Consider the following 22677-nt stretch of genomic DNA (forward strand, 5'->3'; position numbering starts at 1 on the left):
CTAGTTAAAATTGGAATTGCTAGCATTACTTTTTTGTTGTTGACTTTGTTGCCGATACATAGTTTCAAAATCTATAGGATCTAGCATAAGTGGAGGAAATCCACCACTACTTGTAGCTCTTGCGATTATTTCTCTTGCAAAAGGGAAAAGAAAAGTAGGTCCGCCAATAAACAAAGCTTGTCTAACCTCTTCCTTACCCAGCTCTTTCAAATTTTCTATTGAAAAAATACCGCAATACTTTACCTCACAAATGAAAGCTATACCATCTTTCACATCTTCATCTTTTATCGTTGCTTTGGCTTCTATATGCAAAGTAATTTCATGAAAAGGCTTTTCTTCATTTATTTCTTTTTTGTTTTCTGTGCCTTCTAATTTTGCTGAATTAATATTAACCATTACATTAATATCGGGAGCTTTACTAGAAGGAAGGAATGGCGAATTTGGATTCTCAAACGAAAAATCTTTGACATACTGACCATGAATTTTCATTTTATGTTGTAACATTTCTTACGTCTCCTTTAATTAAGTTGAGATGTTTAATACTTTCTTATATAATATATTGATTTATAAACGAATAGCAAACTTGACTATAGGTGAATATGAAAAACATATTTTTATCAATAATTAATAATATTCAGATATTTTATATACCAAGGGGTTAAGCTATTATGATAGAGCTTGCAATATATGCTTTACTAGCGGCGTTTATTTTTTCACGTTTGTATAATTCTTTAGGAAGGTCAGCTAACCTCAATCTAAAAAAGCTAACTAGTGTATTGGATGTAAGTCAAAGTGGAGAAAACGTAGTAGAAAATATTGAGAATTACATTTACAGCAACAACAAAAGTTCAATAAAAGCTACTTATGAACAAATATTACAAAAAAATAAGGATTTCTCCATTTCCCATTTCATAGAAGGTTCAAGCATAGCTTTTGAATTAATAATCAAATGTTTTAACCAAGGAAATTTGTCCCAGTTAAAATCTCTTCTGGACAAAGATTTATATAACAACTTTGTGGACAAGATTAAACATCGTCAAGAGATACATGAGTCTATAATTGTTTCTATCGCTTCACAAAAGATCTTAGAAATAAAACTAGTAAAAAACGTAATATTTATTGCAGTATATTTCCTTTCAGAGCAAATTAACTTCGTTAAGAATAATGAAGGAGATGTCATATCAGGCAGTATGTCCACTATTAACAAAGTTGAGGATGTATGGCAATTCAAAAAAAATATTAATTCATCAGATCCAGCTTGGGTGCTTGTTTCTATTAACTACAAGAAGGCAAGTATTGATAAAAATTTAACAACAAACGATAAGTAAGGTTGTTGCATTGATGGGAAGTAAGTTACGCGAAATAGTACTTGATACTGAAACTACAGGTCTTGACACTGGATCTGGCCATCGAATTATTGAGATAGGATGTGTAGAACTAATTAATCGTATTCCAACAGGTAAAACATTTCATCGATATCTTAATCCAGAAAGAGATATACCCTACCATTCATTTAAGATTCACGGTATTAGTGAGGAGTTTTTAGAAGATAAGCCACTATTTTCAGATGTTGCACTTGAATTTCTTGACTTCATATCTAATAACATTTTGGTAATTCATAATGCTGAGTTCGATGTTAAGTTCCTTAATATGGAGTTAGGCAAGTTGAATGCTGGGTTAATTTCTTCAGACAGAGTGCTAGATACATTACCACTTGCAAGAAAAAAATTCATAGGGTCGCCAGCTTCTTTAAATGCATTATGTAAGCGTTTTGATATATCGCTAGAAGGTAGAGAGTTGCACGGAGCATTAGTTGATGCTCAATTGCTTGCAAAGGTCTATGTTGAGCTTACAGGAGGATTGCAAACCTTTTTGTTTAATAGCGAATGTGACCAGGACAATAACTACACGTTTATCCAGCATAAAGTGCGCAATTTAGCTCGCAGAGAACACTCACCAAATAGTGAAGAAATTGATGAGCATAAGAAACTGTTAGACAAAATTAACAATTCACTTTGGAAGGAATATATTGAATAAATCAGCTAATCAAGATATGATTTAATTTTACTGGAGACGCTTTAATGATAAAGTTTATAAGGTTATTATCTAGTTTATTGATAGCATTAGCGGTTGTTTTTTTAGGTTATTGTTATTTCACTAAAAAAGGCATATTTGCCGCAACAGCGATTCACAACGCAGAAGTTGAGATAGGTGGGGATTTTTCCTTGATTAACCAAGATGGACAGATCGTACGCAGTAGTGATTTTAAAGATAAATATATGATGATTTTCTTCGGATTTTCCTCATGTAAAAGAATTTGCCCTATGAACCTTGGAATAATTTCAGAAACACTTGCAAGATTAGATGAAAGAACCAACGGCAAGCTACAAACATTTTTTATCACAGTTGATCCTGAACGCGATAGCACGGAAAAACTTAAAGAATTTCAGCAGCAATTTGACCACAGAATACAAATGTTAACTGGCGAAAGAGAAAAAATAGACGAAGTAATTGCAAAGTATAAAGTATACGCTAGCAAAGTTGGTGGAGAAGAGGAAATTAACCATTCTTCAATAATATACCTTATTGGCCCTGAAGGAAAATATGTCACACATTTCGTAGCTGATTTAAATTCAGATGAAAGTCAATCTGATAAGATTTTGGCTGAGATAAGAAAATATGTAAGCTGAACTAAGAACTATTAGCTTACTTAAAATTTATGTTAATGACTATTTTACTTAAATTAAGTCGTTTTTTCTAATTTTTTCTAGCATCAACTCAGCAGCTTTTTGTTCAGCAATTTTCTTACTATAAGCAGATGCAGAAACTTTGCCATAATTCTCTATGCAAATTGATATAGTAAACTCAGGATTGTGTGCTGGTCCAGTTTGTTTTACAAGCTCATACTCTGGTAAAGGTAGTTTATTTTTTTGAGTCCATTCCTGCAGCGAAGTTTTAGGATCTTGAGGAGGATCGAGGATATCCTTAGCTAGCTTTTCCCAATGTCGGATAATAAATTTTTCAACACTCTCAAATCCACCGTCAATATAAATTGCACCTATTAGTGCTTCAAGCGAATTTTCTAAATTTTTTAAGGTACATCTTCCCCCATTGTATCGTTCACTATTATTCATGATGATGAAGTTACCTAACTCTACTTCTTTAGCAACATTAGCAATGGTACTGCCACAAACTAAATCCGTTTTTCTTTTTGCCAATGCTCCTTCTTTTTCTTTAGGAAACATTTTAAACAACATAGCAGATACAACCATATTCAAAACACTATCGCCCAAAAACTCTAGCCTTTCGTAGCTTACGATCTGGTTTTCGCTATTCCTTTTATTTACGCTTGGGTGAGTTAATGCCTCTTCTAATATTGCATGATCTGTAAATTTATAATTAATAACTTTAGATATTGTATCGTTCAAAATTTTTATATTCATCGTTCAAAAGAAAAGCACTCCCTATCATACCTTTACACTAAAAAATTAGCTCTACTTTATTAAAACAATATCAATAACTTCCAAAATGTACAGCCTAATGTATACAGCCCACTGCTTCAGTAACGTTACTAAATCCATCTCTTCTTACCAATTCCGCAAGCTCCAGGTTGATTTTGTTCACAACTTGATGCCCCTGGTATACGAGAGCAGTGTACAGTTGTACTAAAGAGGCTCCTACCTTTATTTTTTCATATGCGTCAACACCACTTGAAACTCCCCCGCATCCTATCAATAGAATTCTGCTCTTAGTAAGCTTGTACATGTCACTCAATAACTCGGTTGAAAGTTGAAATAGTGGCCTGCCGCTCAACCCACCACTCTCATTATAGTAAGAATCTCTACTTATCGTAGTGTTGCTTACTATTAAGCCGTCAATTTTATATTCTAGTGTAAGCTCAGCGATATTTTCTTTTGTTTGTTGATCTATATCTGGAGATATTTTTAATATTATCGGTATGGATTCAGAGCTATCGATTGATTTCCGGGTTAGAGTGATAGATTTCAACAATTTGGATAATTCTTGTTTATTGTGCAAATTGCGCAAGTTAGGTGTGTTGGGGGATGAGATGTTCAGTACTATATAATTGCTCTTTCCATATACTATCTTTATTAAGTCAACATAATCGCTGATTTGGTCCTTTGATGTACTGTTTTTTCCTATATTGATGCCAAAAATGCAATCACCAAGCTTAGTTTCACTTATCTGTTTAAGAAAATAGTCTACTCCTTTATTATTGAACCCCAATCTATTAATTATTCCTTCATCTTTAATTAACCGAAAAATTCTCGGTTTTTTGTTTCCATATTGAGGATGTTTAGTTACAGTACCAGCCTCAATAAACCCAAAACCAAACGAGAACATGGGTCTTACAACTTCCGCATTTTTATCAAAACCTGCGGCAAGACCTACAGGACTCCTAATTTTATTACCAAAAAAGTTTACATTTAAAGACTTCGGTAGTTCTATAGGTTTCCTACAGGGCATCTTTTTTAACGCTGTGATTACCAAGGAGTGAGCAATTTCAGGCGGCAGTAAAAACAATAAATTACGTAATATCATTTTGTAAAACACTTTGCTTATTTTTAGTTTATTTTTTACCATGCAACAAGAATAACTTAGAAAGCTTGAGGTTTATCGAAATAGTAAGTATATAGTTTCTATGAGTAGTAAAAACTAATTTTTCTGAAGGAAAACCACAACTTGATCAGTATTTTTATCTACTAATTCAAGGTAGCCAAGTTTGTTAATTTGAGATTTTATTAGTATAGGGATCTTATTTCGATTTAAATAAAATCCCTGTTTTGATTGTTTATTAATCCGCAACCTTACATCCTCATTTTTCCAAGCAAGCATCTTATTTATTCCAGATTTTTCTTTACAATTATCTTCATTTACAAATCCTAAATATTCATCTTCTGAAGAATATATTGCAATCTTGCATATTCTATACCCTACCCAATTCCCTAGATATGGATCAGTATCGTTTTTTTCGTGAAGCTCGAACTCCCCTTTAACATATTCCCATGGAGCTTTTGCATTACCTATTTTTTTTAGAAAGAGTACATCCTGATCAAAGTTTATAATGGTTCTTGTATGAAATGTTGTTAAGCTTGTGTCCCATAATAGTTGTTCTGTGATGCCAAAATGCTCTTTATCCTTTTGCATATTTTGAAATGATACAATTATTACATCTGCTCCAACTTCTCTTCCATAGTTAATATATTGACTAGCACGCCCATGTTTGGCTGTGAATGATGACTTACCTATTAACAGAAAGTCATTAAATAATGCATTATACATAGTCTGTGCACTGTAAGCTGTACCGACGTAAATCGGCTGTTTGTTGGATGAAGGGTACTTTTTTGGTACAAGATGAGTATAAGAGCTCTTTAATAAATAGTGGAAAGTGCAACTGGTAAGCAAGAAGGGCAAACCAATCAATAATAAAACCTTCGTTAGTCTCTTTGGCATTTACTGCTTATATTTTGAATATAGTATCTTATTTTTTTAAATATTTCATTAAAAGCCACACCTCTTGCTAAAATTTCAGAAGAAAAAACGATCTAATTGAAATAAGAGGCCGGGACCGGAATTGAACCGGTATAAAAGGATTTGCAGTCCTCCGCATAAGCCATTCTGCCACCCAGCCGTTTTTTATGCGTAGATATCCATTATATCTTTTAGCATAGATAAAGCCTCTTCTCTTTTGCGTTGAAAAGTGTTACGCCCAATGATTGAACCATTACCACCGCCTTGCTTAATCTCTTTCGCTTCATTGCATATGTCATTCACTGATTTCGACTCGCCACCAGAAAAAACTACTATTCTTTTCCCTGCAAAACAAGATCTTTTAACATATTCAATTCTTTTAGATAATGATTCAATACTTTCTGTTTCTACTTTCTCCCTTTCCAAATATTTAGTTGGAAGTTTTACTTTTATTATATTAGCGCCAAGCAAAGCTGCCATATGTGCAGCATAAGAAATAACATCAACTGCTGTTTCACCTTCTTTGGAAATTCCTTCACCGCGTGGATAAGACCATAGCACTACTGCAAGCCCATAAGATCTGGCTTCAGCTACGATTTCACGGGCTTCTTCCATCATATCAAAACACTTAGCAGAACCAGGATATATAGTAAACCCAACAGCTACGCAGCCCAAACGCAGCGCGTCTTTTACAGAAGCAGTTATTGCTTGATCAGGAGTTAAGCTTTTTGAGTGCAAAGAGTTAGCGCTATTAAGCTTCAAAATAAGCGGAAGCATTCCAGCATAAGTTGAAGCACCAGCTTCGATCATACCAAGTGGAGCAGCGTATGCGCTTACTCCTGAATCAACTGCAAGCTGAAAATGATAATGTGGATCGTAAGCATCAGGGTTAACTTCAAAGCTTTTTATTGGTCCATGTTCAAATCCTTGGTCTACAGGAAGAATTACTAACTTGCCAGTGCCACCAAGTTTTCCGTGCATAAGAACGCGAGTAAGATTTGCTTTTACCCCAGGATTTTCACTTTCGTAATAACTTAAGATTTGTTTTACTTCTTCACTCATTAATATCTTCAAATTTACTTAAAGTGTAGCAAAAACTATAGTTGAAGCAAAGACCTTTTTACGCTCTTGTTCCTACACCTATATTTAAAGGTGTAACTTTAGGATCGGTGGTGTGCTGTTGTGGTCTTTCTTGAATTAAATCTTCAAAACATATTTTAACAACAGGAAGAACGAGCGGCATAAGCACTAATTTGTAGTCATACCATGCAAATTTTTCCTTGTAGCTAAATTCTACGTCTTCTTCACATAAACGTTGAATGCAGTGTTCACTATATAATTTAGAAGCTTTCGTAAAAGTTCTAAGTGAAGCAATAAGTAATAGATCCAATACCAAATTAACTATCAGCATCGTTCCATATTGAACAGGCCAGCCATTTTGTGCAATTTCCGATACTAAACTACATACAGCAAACACTGCTGCAATACATATAACACAATTATTAACAGTAATAAGCAGATTGCATCTTCGATTGAACCTGTCCAGATTTTCTTCTTGTAGACCCCTTTGTTTACTTGCTGCATAAAAAATGCCACACAAGGATATAATGAACAACCATGGCCAAATCCCTATGCTGAATGCATAAAATTGAGAAGCGATGTTTTGCACTTTGCCAGTGTTAGCAAGTTGCGATAAGCAATATTTGACTTGAAGCGACGGACCAAGTACCACATTTGCTAATATAAAAAATAAAAGTGCTCTATTTATAGCTTCGCTTCTACGTGATAATATTCCATGAATTTTTGTTTGCCTCCTCCGTTCTTCTTCACTTGATAGCCTTTCATATTGACTAGGAGTTTTCCCTTCTTTTAAAGCGTTGAGATGCTTCTCTAGCTCTTTTTTATCTGCACTAAGTTTTTGAAACTTTTCTGTAGCTATCTTTTTCTTCTCCTCATCTTTTTCTTTGTCAGGGTGGCACTTTAATGAAAGCTTTCTAAAGCGCCGGTCAACTAACCTGAGTATATCGTCAAACTCCTGACTTATTACTTCTTCCGCCTTTATTCCCAATCTTGAAAATAAATTCTGTAAATCTTGATTATTGTAATACTGATTTCTAGTTAAACTTGCCACTGTAGCCTTATTAAAAGAGGTAAGTGTATTATATTTAGAATGCTAAAACAAGAATTTTAAGTTATATCAAAAGCAATTTCTTGCTTATTCATATAAATCCTTAATTTCTTTCCTTTGATTAATCGACGATTCAGTATTTCTTCAGCTAAATGACTTTTTATCTCTTTTTCAATCAGCCTCTCTATTGGGCGCGCTCCCATTTCTTTGCTATAACCTGTTTGTGCAAGGTAAGTCTTTACTTCTTCTTCCACTGAGCAGTTTATGCCCTTTTGCATAAGTTGTTTTTTCAATTCTTGAATAAATTTATCCACAATGTGCAAAATGACATCCGCATTCAAGTCAGAAAAAGAAATAACTGCATCCAGGCGATTACGAAATTCAGGGCTAAAAATCCGTTCTACTGCTTTTTCGCCATCACCAATATTAAAGTCCTTATGCCCAAAGCCAACAGAACTTTTACTACGTTCAAATGCTCCTGCATTAGTTGTCATAATTAAAATTGTATTGGAAAAATTAACTTTACGTCCGTAAGTGTCTGTAACGCATCCATAATCCATGATTTGTAGTAATATATTATAAATATCACTATGAGCTTTCTCAATTTCATCAAGAAGTACGACACTATATTGATTGTTAGATACAACTTCTGTAAGCAATCCACCTTGGTCGTAACCCACATATCCAGGAGGAGAACCGATCATTCTAGATATTGTGTGAGACTCCATATATTCAGACATATCAAATCGTATAAGGTTCATACCCATACTTTGTGCTAGCTGTTTCGCAAGTTCAGTCTTACCTACACCAGTTGGTCCTGCAAAGAGATAATTTGCCAAGGGTTTATTGTAATCTCTCAGACCAGATTTTGCAATTTTAATAGAATTAACAAGAGACTCTATCGCTTGCTCTTGACCAAAAATAACCTTCTCGAGATTTTTTTTCAGAGATTTTACTCTTTGCATATCATCAAGCCCGCAAGGTACGTTTGTAATCCTAGTGATAGTATTCTTAATGTCTCTACTGTTTATAATTTTTCGCCTGTTTTTTTGTAACTTACAATATGCGCCTGCTTCATCTATAACATCAACTGCTTTATCAGGTAATATTCGCCCAGTAATATACTTATGTGAAAGTTCAGCTGCAGATTTAATGGCATGTTTCGTGTAATATACTCCATGGTACCCTTCATAATAATGCTTTATACCATCTAGTATCTTTACTGTATCATTAACGGAAGACTCTTTTACATTAATTTTTTGAAACCTCCTTGCTAATGCTTTATCCTTTTCAAAGCTATTGCTATATTCTCTGTATGTAGTTGCACCTATACAACGCAATGTACCTCTTGCAAGTGCAGGTTTGAGCAGATTGCCGGCATCAAGAAAGCTGCCACTTGTTGAGCCTGCTCCAATAATAGTGTGTATTTCGTCAATAAAAAGAATAGCACCAGGTTTTGTCTCAATTACTTTTATTATAGATTTTATTCTTTCTTCAAAGTCACCTCTATAACGTGTTCCCGCAAGGAGTGATCCTAAATCCAAAGCATAAATTGTGCTGGATCTCAGTGCACTCGGAACACTACCTTCGATAATTTTCAACACCAGACCTTCAACTATTGTTGTTTTACCAACACCTGGTTCTCCGACATATAAAGGGTTATTTTTTCTGCGTCTTAGTAAGATTTCTATAGTGCGATTTAATTCATAATCACGACCAATGATATAATCTATTTTTTTGCTTTTTGCATAATCATTTAAATTTTTACAATAATTTTGTAGAACTTCTTCATCTTTTAATAATTCACTTTTATTTGCTACAGTAGAAATATCGTTATTCTTATCAAGTTTTATCTTGCGATTAGTGATGCATTCTTCTATATCACCTGAATATTTTATATTAGATATATTATAAATCAAATTAGAATCCTTCGCATTCTGTTTGCGCAATAGCTCTTCAATGTATAAATCTTGTTCAGACAGAATCTCTAACAGAACACTTGCTCCATTTATTTCTTCTCTTCCCAAGCGATGAGCCCGCATCATGGCTTTATGTATTATGCATTGAAATAGCGCATCAGGCTTAACTTTATTGACAGTCAATTCGGAGTTGTCTTGTAAAAAAACTTTTATATTATTACCATGATCATTCCTTAATATAATATTATCTATATTTATGATTTCATCAGCTCTGATGTTACATCTTGACAAAACATAATTTACATCCACATCTTTAGTTAATGCTAGCAACAAATGTTCCACTTTTGCATATTTAAGCTTACAATTAGAAGCAATCAGTAACGCTCTATTTAAACTTGCCTCTAAATTTTTAGAAATCATCTATTCTCTTTAAAAGTGTAAATTTATATATAATTAGTAGCACACAATTATTAAAAAAACTGAAATCTAGTAGCTCGTTGTAGCCAAATTAAACCCAATTACAGCCTCACGTTATACTGTTATAATATATCTCAAAATGGATCTTATTTGTAAGCAGTGGAATTACGATTATCAAGTTGTAGCTAACCCTAATTTGGGTTAGCTATATATTCTTTAGCCACTTCACTTTGCAGCAAGCTTATTGGAGTTTTTAAAGAATAGAAGAATAGTTAAGTACATTAATATGCTTTTTCTAGTACTCTACTTGTCTTCTTAAATGCATTGATCTTTTTTCTACCGTATTTAGTCTTTAACGCACTTGGTCTTTTAAAGACCTTTTTGCTGTTACGTTTTTTAAATTGCACACTACAATCAAAATTTGGCTCTCCTTCTTTATCTGCTAATGCAGGCCGTCTTCCCTTATCTTGAGGTGTAACAAAAGATAGCGCATACCCTTCAGCTCCAGCACGTGCAGTTCTACCTATACGATGAATATAGTCAGCTTGCGATTGTGGTGCATCATAATTGATAACATGTTGAATATGGGGAATATCAAGGCCACGAGAAGCAACATCTGTTGCAACCATAATTTGATTACGGCCACGACGAAAAGAATTAATGACCCTTTCGCGCTTGTGCTGCCTTAAATCGCCATGAATTGCTAAAGCGCTATAGTCATCTTTGTACAACTTGTTAGCTAGCTGATCTGCCCCTTGCTTTGTTTTGACAAAGATAATGATTGACCCTTCGCGCTGACATAGTTGTGTAACAAGCTTTTCATATTTTTCTGATTCTGATGCATAAACAATTTCTTGCTTAATTTTTACAGAAGTTTTAGCCTCACAATCAACAGAAATACGTTCTGGTCGATTGAGGTACTTCTCAGTAAGTTTAACTATATCACTAGGAAGAGTTGCAGAAAACATAAGGGTCTGCCGTATTTTTGGCAGATATTTCATGATTCCTTCAATTTGAACTCCAAAGCCCATATCAAACATGCGATCCGTTTCATCAAGCACAAGAATGCTAACATTGCTAGTAATCAAAGTTTTACGCTCAATATGGTCCATAATGCGACCAGGAGTACCTATTACAATTTGTGTTTTTTTCTGAAGCTGATTTAGCTGCCTAAAAATAGGCTCACCTCCAATCAACAAAGCGACCTTTAGTGCGGAATTTTGAAATAAGAGTTTTCTTATCTCATTTGTTACCTGATGAGCAAGCTCTCTGGTCGGCACGATGACTAAAGCTGAACCAATGCTTGGCTCATTCAGCAATTTAGCGACCAATGGAATAGCAAATGCTAAAGTTTTTCCAGTTCCCGTTTGAGCAGACCCAAGAATATCTTTACCCTGGAGAGCTAAAGGAATCGCTTGCATTTGAATCGGAGTTGGAACACAAAGATTATTTTTACTTAGAGCTTGTCTAAGCAAAATCGGGAGGCCCATTTCATGAAAATTACTCACAATACATTACCCTATTACAAAGCTTCATGATAAACTAATCTTCTAATCTTAAATTTATTGCAGATTTTTTATCTTCTCCGTTCCTACCACGCTCCTCTTTAAGCTCATAACTTACTCTTTCCCCTTTCATTCCTCTCTTTTTATCCTCTCCTCGAAGTTCACCAGGACTTATTCCTGAACGTTCTAATGTACTAACATGTACAAAAACGTCCTCACCTTTACCTTCTGGCTTGATGAAACCATAGCCTTTTTCAACATTAAACCATTTTATATTACCAAATTCCATATGAATAACTCTTAAACTATTAACTAATATTATTAATGTGATGAAAAACTTTGAAATTACGATCTAGAATGCTTTAAGCTTAGTTATTGCAACTAAACTTCTATACTCCATAGTCTATTCTTAACATTACATGATTATAATACACAACTATTGTACTTGATGCAACTAAATTTTTTAATCACGAAATGAACCTGCAACTGTCATTTCACTAACTTTAATCGTTGGTGAATTAAATTGCCCACAGAAAGTTAGGTCATTTGCAACAACTAAATTGCTAAACATATCTTTCAAATTGCCGGCAACAGTAATCTCGTGTATTGGATAGGTTATTTTGCCATTCTCTATAAAAAATCCGGATGCACCTTGACTATAATCGCCATTAATTAAATTAACACCAAAACCAAATAAATCAGTTACATATATTCCCTCTCTTACTTCCTCAATTAATTCCTTAAATGATCTATTACCATTTTTGAAATAGAAGTTACTAGCTGAAGGAATAATTGCAGCATTGCTTGCACGAGTTGCATTTGCAGTTGTTTCCAAGTTTAATTTCCTAGCCGAATATAGATCTAAAATCCAGTTTTGTAGTACTCCATTTTTTACAAATTCATTTTGCCTGCTCATCATTCCTTCTCCATCAAATGGTCTTGATGCTATACCTCTTGGTAACAATGGGTCATCGATAATGTTAATCCTATCATTAAAAATTTGAGTATTTAAACTATTTTTCAAAAAAGAGCTATTATTCACAACATTGCTACCATTTATGGCAGAAGCAAAACTTTTCACTAATTCTCTTGCTGCTCTTCTTTCAAAAAGAACTGGAAATTTACCAGTTTTAATTGTACATGAATTTAACTGGTCTATTGCTCTTTTTGCTGCTTCTTTCCCAATTAACTCTGGCGATTTTAAATCACTAAAGTTACATGTTACATCGTAATCGTAGCCAATCTTCATTTCACCCTTTTCTCCAGCAACGACAGAAATCTGATTAATAAAAGTTGACTTACTAAATGAACCAATAAAACCAGAAACTGTTGATAATACCGTATTTACTGAAGTATGTGAAGATGAAGCTCCTTTAGAATTAATAATATTTTTATGTGCAAGAGCTGAGTTTTCTGCAGCTTCAGTAATTTCTTTTAATTTATCAATGGTTATAACATTATTATCTGAGATATTTAAATCTGCAGAAGAGATATAATTACTGCCATCTATAGCAAAACTAATATGAGGATCTTCCTGGGCATTCTTTGCCATTTCTACCACTCGGCTTATCGTATCACTGAGATTATTCAAATCGTTTGTAGAAATATACGCAGCTTTGTTCTTACCTGCTATAGCTCTAATTCCTATAGTACAATTTTTAGATTGTGATATTTGCTCAATTTTTGATAAACGCTGAGAAACTGAAGTCTTATTAGTTTCATATATTACAACTTCCGCATCTTGATTCTGCTTTTTTATTAGTTTAGTGATATCTGCTACAATATTTAATATATTCATTTTTTATTCCTTAGGTCTCTATAAAGATTCTGCACCACCTATAACTTCAATCAAATCAGTTGTAATTGCTGCTTGACGAGAACGATTATAAAGCAGTGCTAGTTTATTCAGCATTTCTTTAGTGTTTCTGTTTGCTGATTCCATAGCAACCATTCTAGCACTATTTTCACTTGTTGCACTTTCAAGTGAGGCGGAGTAAAGAGCAACTGCAATGTAATCTTGAATCAAAGATTTTAAAATAAATTCAACATTTTGTGGTTCATATTCATAGCTATAATCTGTTGTTGAATCAGCTAGAGAGTTATCAATCAAGGATGAGCTTTTACTCCATGGTTTTATTGTTTCCAACATTGGTTTTTGCGTGAAGGTATTATAAAATTTGCTATACAAAACTTTAACCTTATCATATTTACTTAAGTCTATATCACTAACCAAAGCTTCTATATGCTTTAGCGTGATTTCCTTATTACTTTCAACCTTCAAAATACTATTAGAGTCAAATCTACCCTTACCTATCTCAAAAGCTTTTTTACCAAAAAATACAATGTTTACTTTCTTGCCACTTACAATTAATTTATTTATATGCTTCTGGCTAAATCTGATAACAGAAGAGTTAAAGTTACCACACAAGCCACGATCAGACGCAATAATGAATATTAGGTAAGAATCGTCGTCACTGACATTTAGAACTCTTGCCAGTAAATCCTGATCAACTGATAGCATTGATGAAGAAATAATGCTATGCAGCTTAGATATATGCAATTTTGAATTTGATAATTTTTTTTGGCTTTGTAATAATTTTGCTGCAGAAACCATTTGCATTATTTTCGTGGTTTTCTGCACAGACTTAATATTCTTAATTCTTAAGGACAGTTCCTTCAAGCTCTTCATTTTGTATACAACCCCAATTTATTAAAATATATAACTGGTAATGTCTAAAAACAAGTTTTTTTAATATGGAATTGGCCTTTCTTAATAATCAACAAGAGCATTTTACTATAAAGCTTTATTGTATATACAATCAAAACTATTGCAGCTCGAACACTTATAATCCCATTGCTTTAGCTCTCTATTACAACCAGTACATTTCCAACTTGGATCAGGAACAGCTTCTGAGTCCATTTTGTTTAACCAATAAATTGCTTGATCATACTCTTGCAACATAATCTTGAGCCGTATCATAACAAGATAAATTGATATATAGTTAGCTTTTTTCATAGCAGTATCTAAATACTGACTTGCAAGATCATATTTACCTAAGCTAATTGAAGACAAAGCAAGCAAACAATAACTAAAATAATAATCAGGATGTAAGCTGTATAGTCTTTCAGCACCTTTATTATTTAACTTAATGTACATTCTAGCTAATTGAGGAGTAGGATTTACCGTATATTCCTTCTCTAGTACTGCAGAAGCTTTTCTGATTTTTTCAAGTTTAATATATAATTCTGCTTTTAAATAATTGATAGGCCGAAAAGCTGCACAATGATGTTGCGCTTTAAATAAATGCCTTATAGCCCCTTTAAAATTTCCTTTACTTTCATATTGCCTTGCTAAAGCACAATAAAAGACCGCCAACATCTTCTTATGATCAAAGGGAAGAAAAATATTGAACTTGATAGCTTCCTTTAACTTTGAAATTGCATTTATCCAGTCTTCTTGCAATATACAATGCTCTATTTGAAAGGGAATAGACAGAATTTTATCATTAATTGAACTAGAGCAATATTCTATAAATTTTTGAAAGACTGATCTTTCTTGCTTTAGGTAAACAATCAATTTATTGACCAGAAGTAGAGCTAAGTTGCGATTTTTACTTGCAATACTCGTCAAATTATGGCTAAAAAAGCTGTAATTTCCCGTTTTACCTGAATTAAAGAGCTTTACTAAAGATAATTTATCGCTTTCTTCATTTAGATTTTTAATTAGCTTATTGGTGTTCTCTATATTACCTAAGTCTAAGCTAAAGAAAGCTTCAAAGAGAAGCAATTCTTCCCTACTTCTTCTTCTATTTTTTATGTTAGCAAATGTTGATGAAATAGAAGAATAAAAGCGTGCAATTGCAATCAATAAAAATAATAGGACTACACAAGCAAGAATAACGAAATACAGATCAATGCTTATAGTGTAATTACTTAATTCCAATTTTATTACTTCACCACTTACCTTGACCCATATGCCAAATAAAAACGAAAAAGCAAAAATTATAAAATAAATCATGAGATGTATTGCAATAAGTGGTGATATATTGTTGACGTATTCTTGGAAGCTACAATAAAATCATTTAATTTATTAAGCCACGGCTTGAATTCTGGGTGTGTTAAGTCGCCTATTATAGTAGCTATGGTTTGCCAATCATTATCGCTTATTAATTCTTCAATTTCCGCAAGTTTGACCCTGAGTGGATCACTGCGATCATCTATCTTTATCCAATTTGAAATGATTTTTTTAAACAAGTTACTTTTATTGTAGTTAATAACAACCATGTTCTTCTCAAAAGACAATTTCAACCCGCGTAAAGTATCTATCTCTTTTAAATTTTCCAATTCATTTACTGCATTTTCTATCTCTGGATCGTCAAGCTCTGATATCAAAGGCTTTATTGAATTTATATGATTATCAAATTTTGTTTCTTGCAATAATGAATTCTTCATTTTAACCACAAGTAGCAGTAACTTTGCGAGGTTCTTATGCCTTGAGCTACCATCACCTTGCTCACATTGAGTGTGCAAATTTCTCTTTAAGTCAAATATCTTTTTTTCTACCCTAGACTGATTAACTTCAAGCAGCATTCTAAGTTCATCTATCTTTTCTGTGAAAACACTTATACTATCTTCATTTTCTTGCTGATTTATTTTAAAAAATATTGTGTTATTTATTGCAATACAGCTGACAAACAATAACACAATTAAGAACCAACCTATATATTTTTGCTGAGTATCATTCATAACGTAATATCTCCACAGGATCTTGTGCAGCTGCTTGCAACGCAGGAGGAATTGTCGCTAAAAATGATAAGAACAATGCAAGTACGGAAATGTTCACCACATCTTGAGTGGATAGTATTACTGGCAAGCTTGAAAAAAAATGTATCATAGGATCAAGCAATTTGACATTAGTAATGCTTTCTAAAAACACTCTAATATTTTCAATGTTGAGAGAAAAAATAACCCCTATAATAGAGCCAAGACAAGTTCCTGTAAAACCAATTAGTAGTCCACAAGCGCAAAATATGCGCATAATGCTTCCACTTGTTGCACCAAACGTACGCATAATTGCAATTGCAGATTTCTTTTCTCGCACTATCATCATCAAACTTGAAACAATATTAAATGCTGCCACAACTATAATCAAAGTAAGAATTAAAAACATCACATTTCTTTCAGTTTTTAAAGCATTAACATAATGGCTTTGCTGAGATTGCCAACTTTCAGCTTTCATCCCTGTTTCTTTTGCTATAGCATCTGCCAGCTTATTAGCCGCAGCGATATCGTCTACAAATACTTCTATATTTCTTATACTATCTTTATAATTAAAAAAAGCCTGAGCTGATTTCATGGGCATGTACATCAAGGTATTATCATACTCAAACATACCCATATCAAATATGGCTACAACTTTATATTCTTTCATTCTTGGCATTTCATTAAACAATGCATCAAATCCTTCAGGCGATACAAGCATAATATTATTACCATAATCAATCTTCAAAGCTTCTGCTAACCTTGCCCCTATTATTATCCCTTCATCGAATTTTTCCATATTACCCACAATCACATTATTTGTAACAGTAGTATTATTAAATAAGTCTTTAGCTGATACACCCCGGACCACGCTACCTACAATTCCACCATTTGCTGCAACGATCACTTGATCATTGGTCATAGAAATGGCTTTTAATACACCTGGGATTTTCTCAATAGATTTTGACACTGCATGGTAATCTGAACTAATGTTTCTATCAAAGTAAACATTAATATGACCACTAATACCAAGTACAGAGTCAAGCAATCTTGCTCTGAATCCATTCATTACAGACATTACTACTATTAGCATTGCAACTCCAAGAGCAATACCAATAATAGAGAATAAAGTCATTATAGAACAAAATCTGGAGTTCTTTGCTCGCAAATAGCGAGCAGCTATAGTAATTTCAAATGCAATGGACATTATACTAAGATTTAAACATCATATTTTTTAGACTTCATATAATTGTAGACTTTCCTTTACCTAAAATTAGGTTGTCTAAATTTAGCAAGCTTGCAGAGTATATTCAATACCCTATATTAAAACCTTCCATATACATCGTCCAATCTTACTATATCACTATCAGATAAAAACTTCCCCACCTGAAACTCAACTATCTCAAGAGGAAAGCTTGTGCTTTTATTCTCAATTCTATGAAACACTTTCCTTGGAATCTCTATTACATGATTTTTCGTTATAGCATATGTTTTGTCATCTAAACTAACACATCCAACTCCTGATAGTATTATATGGTACTCATCTCTATAGTGGTGAAATTGCTTAGAAGTGCAGCTTAGTGGATTTATAAAAAGATATTTTATAAGAAAATCCTTGCCCATTAAAACTACACTATAAAATCCCCATGGCTTAATCTCTTTCCTTATTGGCTTTGCTTCCTTAACTTTATTAATAAACAACATTAGGCTCTTATTTGGCCGTTTATAAACTCTACTTAGTAAATTTTTTGCATCATTTTCTGTCATCAAAACTGGCTCTCTTCCTTTGATTATAGGCTGAAATGACTCCAAATTCTTACTAAATCTCTTACTTAATTCTAAAACTGAACCCCAAGTACCAACATCCATCCAATCGAAATTGGCTTCTATCATTACAACATTTTCTGCTTTTTCTATCACTAGGTGATCAATAGATATACCTTCAATTCCTGCAAAATCTCGTTGTTTTAAATACAGAAATCTCTCTTGCGGTGTGAAATGTTTCACACTTGCAAAACATAAATTATAGAGATGCGGAGCAATTTTTTTTATCTCATCTATATAGCGCTTTGCTTTAAATACAAATACGCCAGAATTCCAATAATGATCGTTTCTCAACATATGCTTGGGTTTTTCTGTAAAATCTTTCACTATATGATATTTTTCTTTCTGATCATATACTGCATTTATATAACCGTATTCAGAATTGAATTCATGAGGTTTTACTCCAAAAGTAACTATAGAGTTAGTTTCAGAGGCTAGCTTAGATGCTTTCTCAATAGAAGCATAAAAATTATTCAAATCACCTATAAAATGGTCTGAAGGCAGAATTAAGATTGTCTCGTTTTTATTGCAGAGAAGTGCAGCAATTAATATTGCCGCCGCTGTTCCAATTTTCACTGGTTCGAAAATCACTTTACATTCTTGCAGCGCATGCAATTCCTCCATCACTAACGACTCATACTGTATATTTGTAGCAATTATAGGCGGCATATAATCGCTTTTTAGCCTCAACAAAGTGTTGTGAAACATAGTGTTCTGACTAAATATTTTCTGAAATTGCTTTGGCTTAGATAAAGGCCAAAGTCTGCTGCCACTACCACCACATAATATTACAGGGCGCATTTAGTTAAGATATTAATTAAATAATTAATATCTTATACTAAGAGCAAGATACATGCAAGTTTTTGTTGTGGGATAATGAAAGTAGAAAGTAATTTAAAGTAACGGTTAGTTAAATGGAGGCATGTGAGCCTGCTTTTGCTGTGAGTTTCTTTTATTTTGCTCTCTCTCAATGTGAGTATTGCTGCTCTTCTGATTTCCAAACTCAGCTATTTTTTCATTACTTTTGTTTTGCAACTTCTCCTTTAAGCCTTCTTCAACACCTAATTCTCTAGATTTATCTATACTTTCACTACTTTTGCTCAACCCCTTCTCTAAGTTTTTTTCAATATCTGGTTTTCTAGCGTTAAGCTCTTTCCATGTGCCCACTATACTAAGTGACTTATGATTCTTCTGCTCTGGCTTTAGCCTTTTTCCGTTTTCAATAACACTAAAATCACTTTTTGTCTCTTTCCCACATTCTTCTAATTGGTGTTTCCACATAGTGTAGTAAGCATCACCATACTTTTTCTCATCTAGTACTAATAATAAAATTGGAGCCTTAAGTCCGGTAGCTACCACATTTACTAAATTCTTCACTGCTATTGCAGGAATAAATAAAGCATAACCTAAAAACTTTGCAATTGGATTTTGTTTGCCTATCAAATTCCCCCCTAATTTCATAGGAATGAAAGTCAGCATTCTAGCACAAACCTTAGCTAAGCTTGTAACAAAAACAATAGGGACAGATATCAGACTTTTATCTAGCTCTAGATTACCATTCTGATCTCTAATTTCAGAAAAACTAGTGCTTAATTTCTTATAATCACTAGTGTATAATAGCTTGCCGTTTCTCCCTTTCTCATCTCTATGCTCCTCATTAACCTTTCCCGTTTTATCGTTAATAGAGTAACCTTTTTTAGCAAGAAAAGAGGAATTAGTTAGCTCAAACTTACCATCTTTTTTTTGAGCTTCAAAAATTGGAATATGTTTTTCAAGATCAATTTTTGAAAACCCAAACGGTTCATAGTAGCCATTATAGTGCTTAACATCCTTGTTTTTTTCTCGATTAACTAAAAAGTCAATAGTAAAATAAGACCTATCTTCCGTTTCCTTGACAAGAGTTAATTCAAAACTTGACCGCTTTCGATCTTTTTCGCCATATAAAAGTTTATATATAGCCTCACCATTACTATCTATAACTTCTCCAGATTTTACGATCTGATCGTAATTCTTGGGATATTTGCATTTTCTTCCATCTTTAAATGTCATTACCTTTCTTAAGTCTTTGACATAAACTTGAGATTCGGATGAGGTAAATATACCCTTCACTTTTAGTATAAGATCTGTTACTCTTGTTTTTAATACCCCAAACATATTGCTAAACCAAAATCGCTATAGTTCAATAATAAAATTAGTACACTAATAATATATTAACACAGAACTGACAATTTTACAAAAAAATATGCCTGTAAAAGAAAAAGATTGTAAAAGCAAGGGTTATATAAGTAATGCTTGATAAGTACTTTATGCATGTAATTGTGAAAATCCTTAGAGATACGCTGTGTATATAATCTTCACACACTACCTGCATTCCAAGAACTGCGTGCCAAAAAATGCAAAACAACAATATAACAAAAAATAAAAGCTCTAGAGGGTGATTAATAAATTTTTCACTAAAAGACAAAGAGCTATCAGTATAAAATGCGCAAGAAAATGAATAGATAAACCAAGGAAACAGGAGCAGTAAAATTACCGCAGAAACACGCTGGACCCACCAATAATGTACTGAATTTCCAGATTGACTCATATAAGCATAAATAAAAAGGCCATAGTAGAAAGAAGTAGCATTACTGTTAGTAACATAGCACTTTTTGAAACATTAGCAATTTCTAAATTGAGTCCAGCATCCCACAATAAATGACGAATACCATTAAGAAAATGATATAAGAAGCTTATAAAATATAAAACATAAGCTAATTTAGCAATAGGAGTAAATAATAATACATTTAAGTACTTTACTATAAATAACTTGGGAAAATAAACATGTAATATGAAACACCAAGAAAGTATCATTAATAAAAGAAATAGCAAGATACCAGTCAATCTATGCATAATAGAGAAAAAACTAGTAACCTGTACTTTATATATTTGTAAATGTGGAGAAAGAGGCCTATCACTCATAAAATTCCGTTACCGGGGAATTAAAAAAAATAAAGTAGAAGTAAAGACAGCAGCATAGCACATAACAATACCACCATTTAAAATGATAAGCTATGTACAAAGCCTAAGGAGGTAATCCAGCTGCAGATTCCCCTACTGCTACCTTGTTACGACTTCACCCCAGTCACTGATCCCACTTTAAATAACTCCCTCCTTACGGTTAGGTCATTAGCTTCGAGTGAAACCAATTCCCATGGCGTGACGGGCAGTGTGTACAAGACCCGAGAACGTATTCACCGTGGCATGCTGATCCACGATTACTAGCGATTCCAACTTCATGCACTCGAGTTGCAGAGTGCAATCCGAACTGAGATGGCTTTTAAGGGATTAGCTTAGCCTCGCGACTTTGCAGCCCGTTGTAGCCACCATTGTAGCACGTGTGTAGCCCACTCCATAAGGGCCATGATGACTTGACATCATCCCCACCTTCCTCCAGTTTATCACTAGCAGTTTCCTTAAAGTCCCCAGCATTATCTGATGGTAACTAAGGATGAGGGTTGCGCTCGTTGCGGGACTTAACCCAACATCTCACGACACGAGCTGACGACAGCCATGCAACACCTGTGTAAAATCCGGCCGAACCGACCCTATCCCTTCGAATAGGTATGATTTCCATGTCAAGGAGTGGTAAGGTTTTTCGCGTTGCATCGAATTAAACCACATGCTCCACCGCTTGTGCGGGTCCCCGTCAATTCCTTTGAGTTTTAATCTTGCGACCGTAGTCCCCAGGCGGAATGTTTAACGCGTTAGCTGTAATACAGAAAATAAATTTCCCATATTTAACATTCATCGTTTACAGCGTGGACTACCAGGGTATCTAATCCTGTTTGCTCCCCACGCCTTCGCGCCTCAGCGTCAGATTTGAACCAGATAGACGCCTTCGCCACTGGTGTTCCTCCTAATATTTACGAATTTTACCTCTACACTAGGAATTCCTCTATCCTCTTTCAATCTCTAGATTAACAGTTTTAAAAGCAATTCCAAGGTTAAGCCTCGGGATTTCACTTTTAACTTATTAATCAGCCTACGCGCCCTTTACGCCCAATAATTCCGAATAACGCTAGCCCTCTCCGTATTACCGCGGCTGCTGGCACGGAGTTAGCCAGGACTTCTTCTGTGAGTACCGTCATTATCTTCCTCACTAAAAGAGCTTTACAACCCAAAGGCCTTCTTCACTCATGCGGCATAGCTGGATCAGGCTTTCGCCCATTGTCCAATATTCCCCACTGCTGCCTCCCGTAGGAGTCTGGACCGTATCTCAGTTCCAGTGTGGCTGATCATCCTCTCAGATCAGCTATAGATCATTGCCTTGGTAAGCTATTACCCTACCAACAAGCTAATCTAATATAGGCTCATCTAATAGCAATTAAATTTTTCCCCCGTGGGGCGTATACGGTATTAGTTGCCGTTTCCAACAATTATTCCGTACTACTAGGTAGATTCCTATACATTACTCACCCGTCTGCCACTAAATTATACCATAGCAAGCTACAATATAATTCCGTTCGACTTGCATGTGTTAGGCCTGCCGCCAGCGTTCATTCTGAGCCAGGATCAAACTCTCAAATTTAGACTTCAACCTATAAAAGGTTGAGGATACATCGGATAAATCCGATAAAAAATAATTTAG

General features: G+C 34.0%; 21 protein-coding genes, 1 tRNA gene and 1 rRNA gene. 3 read left to right on the forward strand and 20 right to left on the reverse strand.

Features of this window, described 5'->3' with window-relative positions; all coding sequences use genetic code 11:
• On the reverse strand, positions 1-504 hold the full coding sequence (secB, locus tag Wcon_RS00660; protein WP_047759449.1) for a protein-export chaperone SecB: 504 nt from the start codon (positions 502-504) through the stop codon (positions 1-3).
• 164 nt (positions 505-668) lie between these two features.
• On the opposite strand from secB, the gene Wcon_RS00665 reads away from it, so the two are divergent.
• From Wcon_RS00665 to Wcon_RS00675, 3 genes are read left to right on the forward strand one after another with little or no spacing between them, the layout of a single operon-like run.
• On the forward strand, positions 669-1328 hold the full coding sequence (locus tag Wcon_RS00665) for a Tim44/TimA family putative adaptor protein (protein ID WP_114516835.1): 660 nt from the start codon (positions 669-671) through the stop codon (positions 1326-1328).
• Positions 1329-1341: 13 nt separating this feature from the next.
• A complete protein-coding gene (gene dnaQ / locus Wcon_RS00670; RefSeq protein WP_047759448.1) occupies positions 1342-2037 on the forward strand; it encodes a DNA polymerase III subunit epsilon in 696 nt (231 codons plus the stop codon).
• Between the two features lie 44 nt (positions 2038-2081).
• A complete protein-coding gene (locus Wcon_RS00675) occupies positions 2082-2690 on the forward strand; it encodes an SCO family protein (protein ID WP_114516836.1) in 609 nt (202 codons plus the stop codon).
• Between the two features lie 48 nt (positions 2691-2738).
• On the opposite strand, the gene rnc is transcribed toward Wcon_RS00675, so the two are convergent.
• The 19 genes from rnc to Wcon_RS00770 form a co-directional block, all read right to left on the reverse strand.
• Positions 2739-3437, reverse strand: a complete 699-nt coding sequence (rnc, locus tag Wcon_RS00680; RefSeq protein ID WP_179947446.1) for a ribonuclease III — start codon at positions 3435-3437, stop codon at positions 2739-2741.
• A 100-nt stretch (positions 3438-3537) separates the two neighbouring features.
• The gene (locus tag Wcon_RS00685; protein ID WP_114516838.1) at positions 3538-4605 is read right to left on the reverse strand and encodes a quinone-dependent dihydroorotate dehydrogenase; all 1068 of its coding nucleotides are present in this window, start codon (positions 4603-4605) and stop codon (positions 3538-3540) included.
• A gap of 72 nt (positions 4606-4677) precedes the next feature.
• Entirely contained in the window at positions 4678-5304 is a 627-nt protein-coding gene (locus Wcon_RS00690; protein WP_237349957.1) for a hypothetical protein, read from the reverse strand.
• A 277-nt stretch (positions 5305-5581) separates the two neighbouring features.
• Positions 5582-5653, reverse strand: a tRNA-Cys gene (locus Wcon_RS00695).
• A 5-nt stretch (positions 5654-5658) separates the two neighbouring features.
• Positions 5659-6555, reverse strand: coding sequence for a class I fructose-bisphosphate aldolase (locus Wcon_RS00700; protein ID WP_114516840.1), 897 nt, complete (start codon positions 6553-6555; stop codon positions 5659-5661).
• Between the two features lie 58 nt (positions 6556-6613).
• Positions 6614-7624: a molecular chaperone DnaJ gene (locus Wcon_RS00705; protein WP_114516841.1), complete on the reverse strand. Its 1011-nt coding sequence runs from the start codon at positions 7622-7624 to the stop codon at positions 6614-6616.
• Between the two features lie 56 nt (positions 7625-7680).
• The gene (locus Wcon_RS00710) at positions 7681-9960 is read right to left on the reverse strand and encodes an AAA family ATPase (RefSeq protein ID WP_114516842.1); all 2280 of its coding nucleotides are present in this window, start codon (positions 9958-9960) and stop codon (positions 7681-7683) included.
• Between the two features lie 278 nt (positions 9961-10238).
• Positions 10239-11465, reverse strand: a complete 1227-nt coding sequence (locus Wcon_RS00715) for a DEAD/DEAH box helicase (protein WP_114516843.1) — start codon at positions 11463-11465, stop codon at positions 10239-10241.
• Positions 11466-11499: 34 nt separating this feature from the next.
• Positions 11500-11751, reverse strand: a complete 252-nt coding sequence (locus tag Wcon_RS00720) for a cold-shock protein (RefSeq protein ID WP_114516844.1) — start codon at positions 11749-11751, stop codon at positions 11500-11502.
• Positions 11752-11925: 174 nt separating this feature from the next.
• The gene (locus Wcon_RS00725) at positions 11926-13260 is read right to left on the reverse strand and encodes a TldD/PmbA family protein (protein ID WP_114516845.1); all 1335 of its coding nucleotides are present in this window, start codon (positions 13258-13260) and stop codon (positions 11926-11928) included.
• An 18-nt stretch (positions 13261-13278) separates the two neighbouring features.
• Entirely contained in the window at positions 13279-14151 is an 873-nt protein-coding gene (gene atpG, locus Wcon_RS00730) for an ATP synthase F1 subunit gamma (RefSeq protein WP_114516846.1), read from the reverse strand.
• A 105-nt stretch (positions 14152-14256) separates the two neighbouring features.
• The gene (locus tag Wcon_RS00735) at positions 14257-15480 is read right to left on the reverse strand and encodes a heme biosynthesis protein HemY (protein ID WP_114516847.1); all 1224 of its coding nucleotides are present in this window, start codon (positions 15478-15480) and stop codon (positions 14257-14259) included.
• The gene (locus Wcon_RS00740) at positions 15477-16208 is read right to left on the reverse strand and encodes a hypothetical protein (RefSeq protein WP_114516848.1); all 732 of its coding nucleotides are present in this window, start codon (positions 16206-16208) and stop codon (positions 15477-15479) included. Before Wcon_RS00740 ends, Wcon_RS00735 begins: the two co-directional genes overlap by 4 nt.
• Positions 16201-17430 (reverse strand): lipoprotein-releasing ABC transporter permease subunit, encoded by a 1230-nt coding sequence (locus Wcon_RS00745; protein ID WP_114516849.1) that lies wholly within the window; start codon positions 17428-17430, stop codon positions 16201-16203. Before Wcon_RS00745 ends, Wcon_RS00740 begins: the two co-directional genes overlap by 8 nt.
• Before the next feature lie 116 nt (positions 17431-17546).
• Positions 17547-18848 carry a sugar phosphate nucleotidyltransferase gene (locus tag Wcon_RS00750; RefSeq protein ID WP_114516850.1) on the reverse strand — a complete coding sequence of 434 codons (1302 nt, stop codon included), beginning with the start codon at positions 18846-18848 and terminating at the stop codon, positions 17547-17549.
• A 105-nt stretch (positions 18849-18953) separates the two neighbouring features.
• Positions 18954-20201: a hypothetical protein gene (locus Wcon_RS00755; RefSeq protein ID WP_114516851.1), complete on the reverse strand. Its 1248-nt coding sequence runs from the start codon at positions 20199-20201 to the stop codon at positions 18954-18956.
• Between the two features lie 76 nt (positions 20202-20277).
• Positions 20278-20634 (reverse strand): succinate dehydrogenase, hydrophobic membrane anchor protein, encoded by a 357-nt coding sequence (sdhD, locus tag Wcon_RS00760; RefSeq protein ID WP_114516852.1) that lies wholly within the window; start codon positions 20632-20634, stop codon positions 20278-20280.
• The gene (sdhC, locus tag Wcon_RS00765; RefSeq protein WP_114516853.1) at positions 20631-21008 is read right to left on the reverse strand and encodes a succinate dehydrogenase, cytochrome b556 subunit; all 378 of its coding nucleotides are present in this window, start codon (positions 21006-21008) and stop codon (positions 20631-20633) included. Before sdhC ends, sdhD begins: the two co-directional genes overlap by 4 nt.
• Positions 21009-21112: 104 nt before the next feature.
• A 16S ribosomal RNA gene (locus Wcon_RS00770) occupies positions 21113-22617 on the reverse strand.
• Between the last annotated feature and the right edge of the window lie 60 nt (positions 22618-22677).

The organism is Wolbachia endosymbiont of Cylisticus convexus (assembly GCF_003344345.1).

Excerpts from the sequence above, each read along its gene's own strand:
- secB (WP_047759449.1), bottom strand. The coding sequence starts at position 504 with ATGTTACAACATAAAATGAAAATTCATGGTCAGTATGTCAAAGATTTT.
- Wcon_RS00665 (WP_114516835.1), top strand. The coding sequence starts at position 669 with ATGATAGAGCTTGCAATATATGCTTTACTAGCGGCGTTTATTTTTTCA.
- dnaQ (WP_047759448.1), top strand. The coding sequence starts at position 1,342 with ATGGGAAGTAAGTTACGCGAAATAGTACTTGATACTGAAACTACAGGT.
- Wcon_RS00675 (WP_114516836.1), top strand. The coding sequence starts at position 2,082 with ATGATAAAGTTTATAAGGTTATTATCTAGTTTATTGATAGCATTAGCG.
- Wcon_RS00685 (WP_114516838.1), bottom strand. The coding sequence starts at position 4,605 with ATGGTAAAAAATAAACTAAAAATAAGCAAAGTGTTTTACAAAATGATA.
- Wcon_RS00690 (WP_237349957.1), bottom strand. The coding sequence starts at position 5,304 with ATGTATAATGCATTATTTAATGACTTTCTGTTAATAGGTAAGTCATCA.
- Wcon_RS00700 (WP_114516840.1), bottom strand. The coding sequence starts at position 6,555 with ATGAGTGAAGAAGTAAAACAAATCTTAAGTTATTACGAAAGTGAAAAT.
- Wcon_RS00710 (WP_114516842.1), bottom strand. The coding sequence starts at position 9,960 with ATGATTTCTAAAAATTTAGAGGCAAGTTTAAATAGAGCGTTACTGATT.
- Wcon_RS00720 (WP_114516844.1), bottom strand. The coding sequence starts at position 11,751 with ATGGAATTTGGTAATATAAAATGGTTTAATGTTGAAAAAGGCTATGGT.
- Wcon_RS00725 (WP_114516845.1), bottom strand. The coding sequence starts at position 13,260 with ATGAATATATTAAATATTGTAGCAGATATCACTAAACTAATAAAAAAG.
- atpG (WP_114516846.1), bottom strand. The coding sequence starts at position 14,151 with ATGAAGAGCTTGAAGGAACTGTCCTTAAGAATTAAGAATATTAAGTCT.
- Wcon_RS00735 (WP_114516847.1), bottom strand. The coding sequence starts at position 15,480 with ATGATTTATTTTATAATTTTTGCTTTTTCGTTTTTATTTGGCATATGG.
- Wcon_RS00740 (WP_114516848.1), bottom strand. The coding sequence starts at position 16,208 with ATGAATGATACTCAGCAAAAATATATAGGTTGGTTCTTAATTGTGTTA.
- Wcon_RS00745 (WP_114516849.1), bottom strand. The coding sequence starts at position 17,430 with ATGTCCATTGCATTTGAAATTACTATAGCTGCTCGCTATTTGCGAGCA.
- Wcon_RS00750 (WP_114516850.1), bottom strand. The coding sequence starts at position 18,848 with ATGCGCCCTGTAATATTATGTGGTGGTAGTGGCAGCAGACTTTGGCCT.
- Wcon_RS00755 (WP_114516851.1), bottom strand. The coding sequence starts at position 20,201 with ATGTTTGGGGTATTAAAAACAAGAGTAACAGATCTTATACTAAAAGTG.
- sdhD (WP_114516852.1), bottom strand. The coding sequence starts at position 20,634 with ATGAGTCAATCTGGAAATTCAGTACATTATTGGTGGGTCCAGCGTGTT.
- sdhC (WP_114516853.1), bottom strand. The coding sequence starts at position 21,008 with ATGAGTGATAGGCCTCTTTCTCCACATTTACAAATATATAAAGTACAG.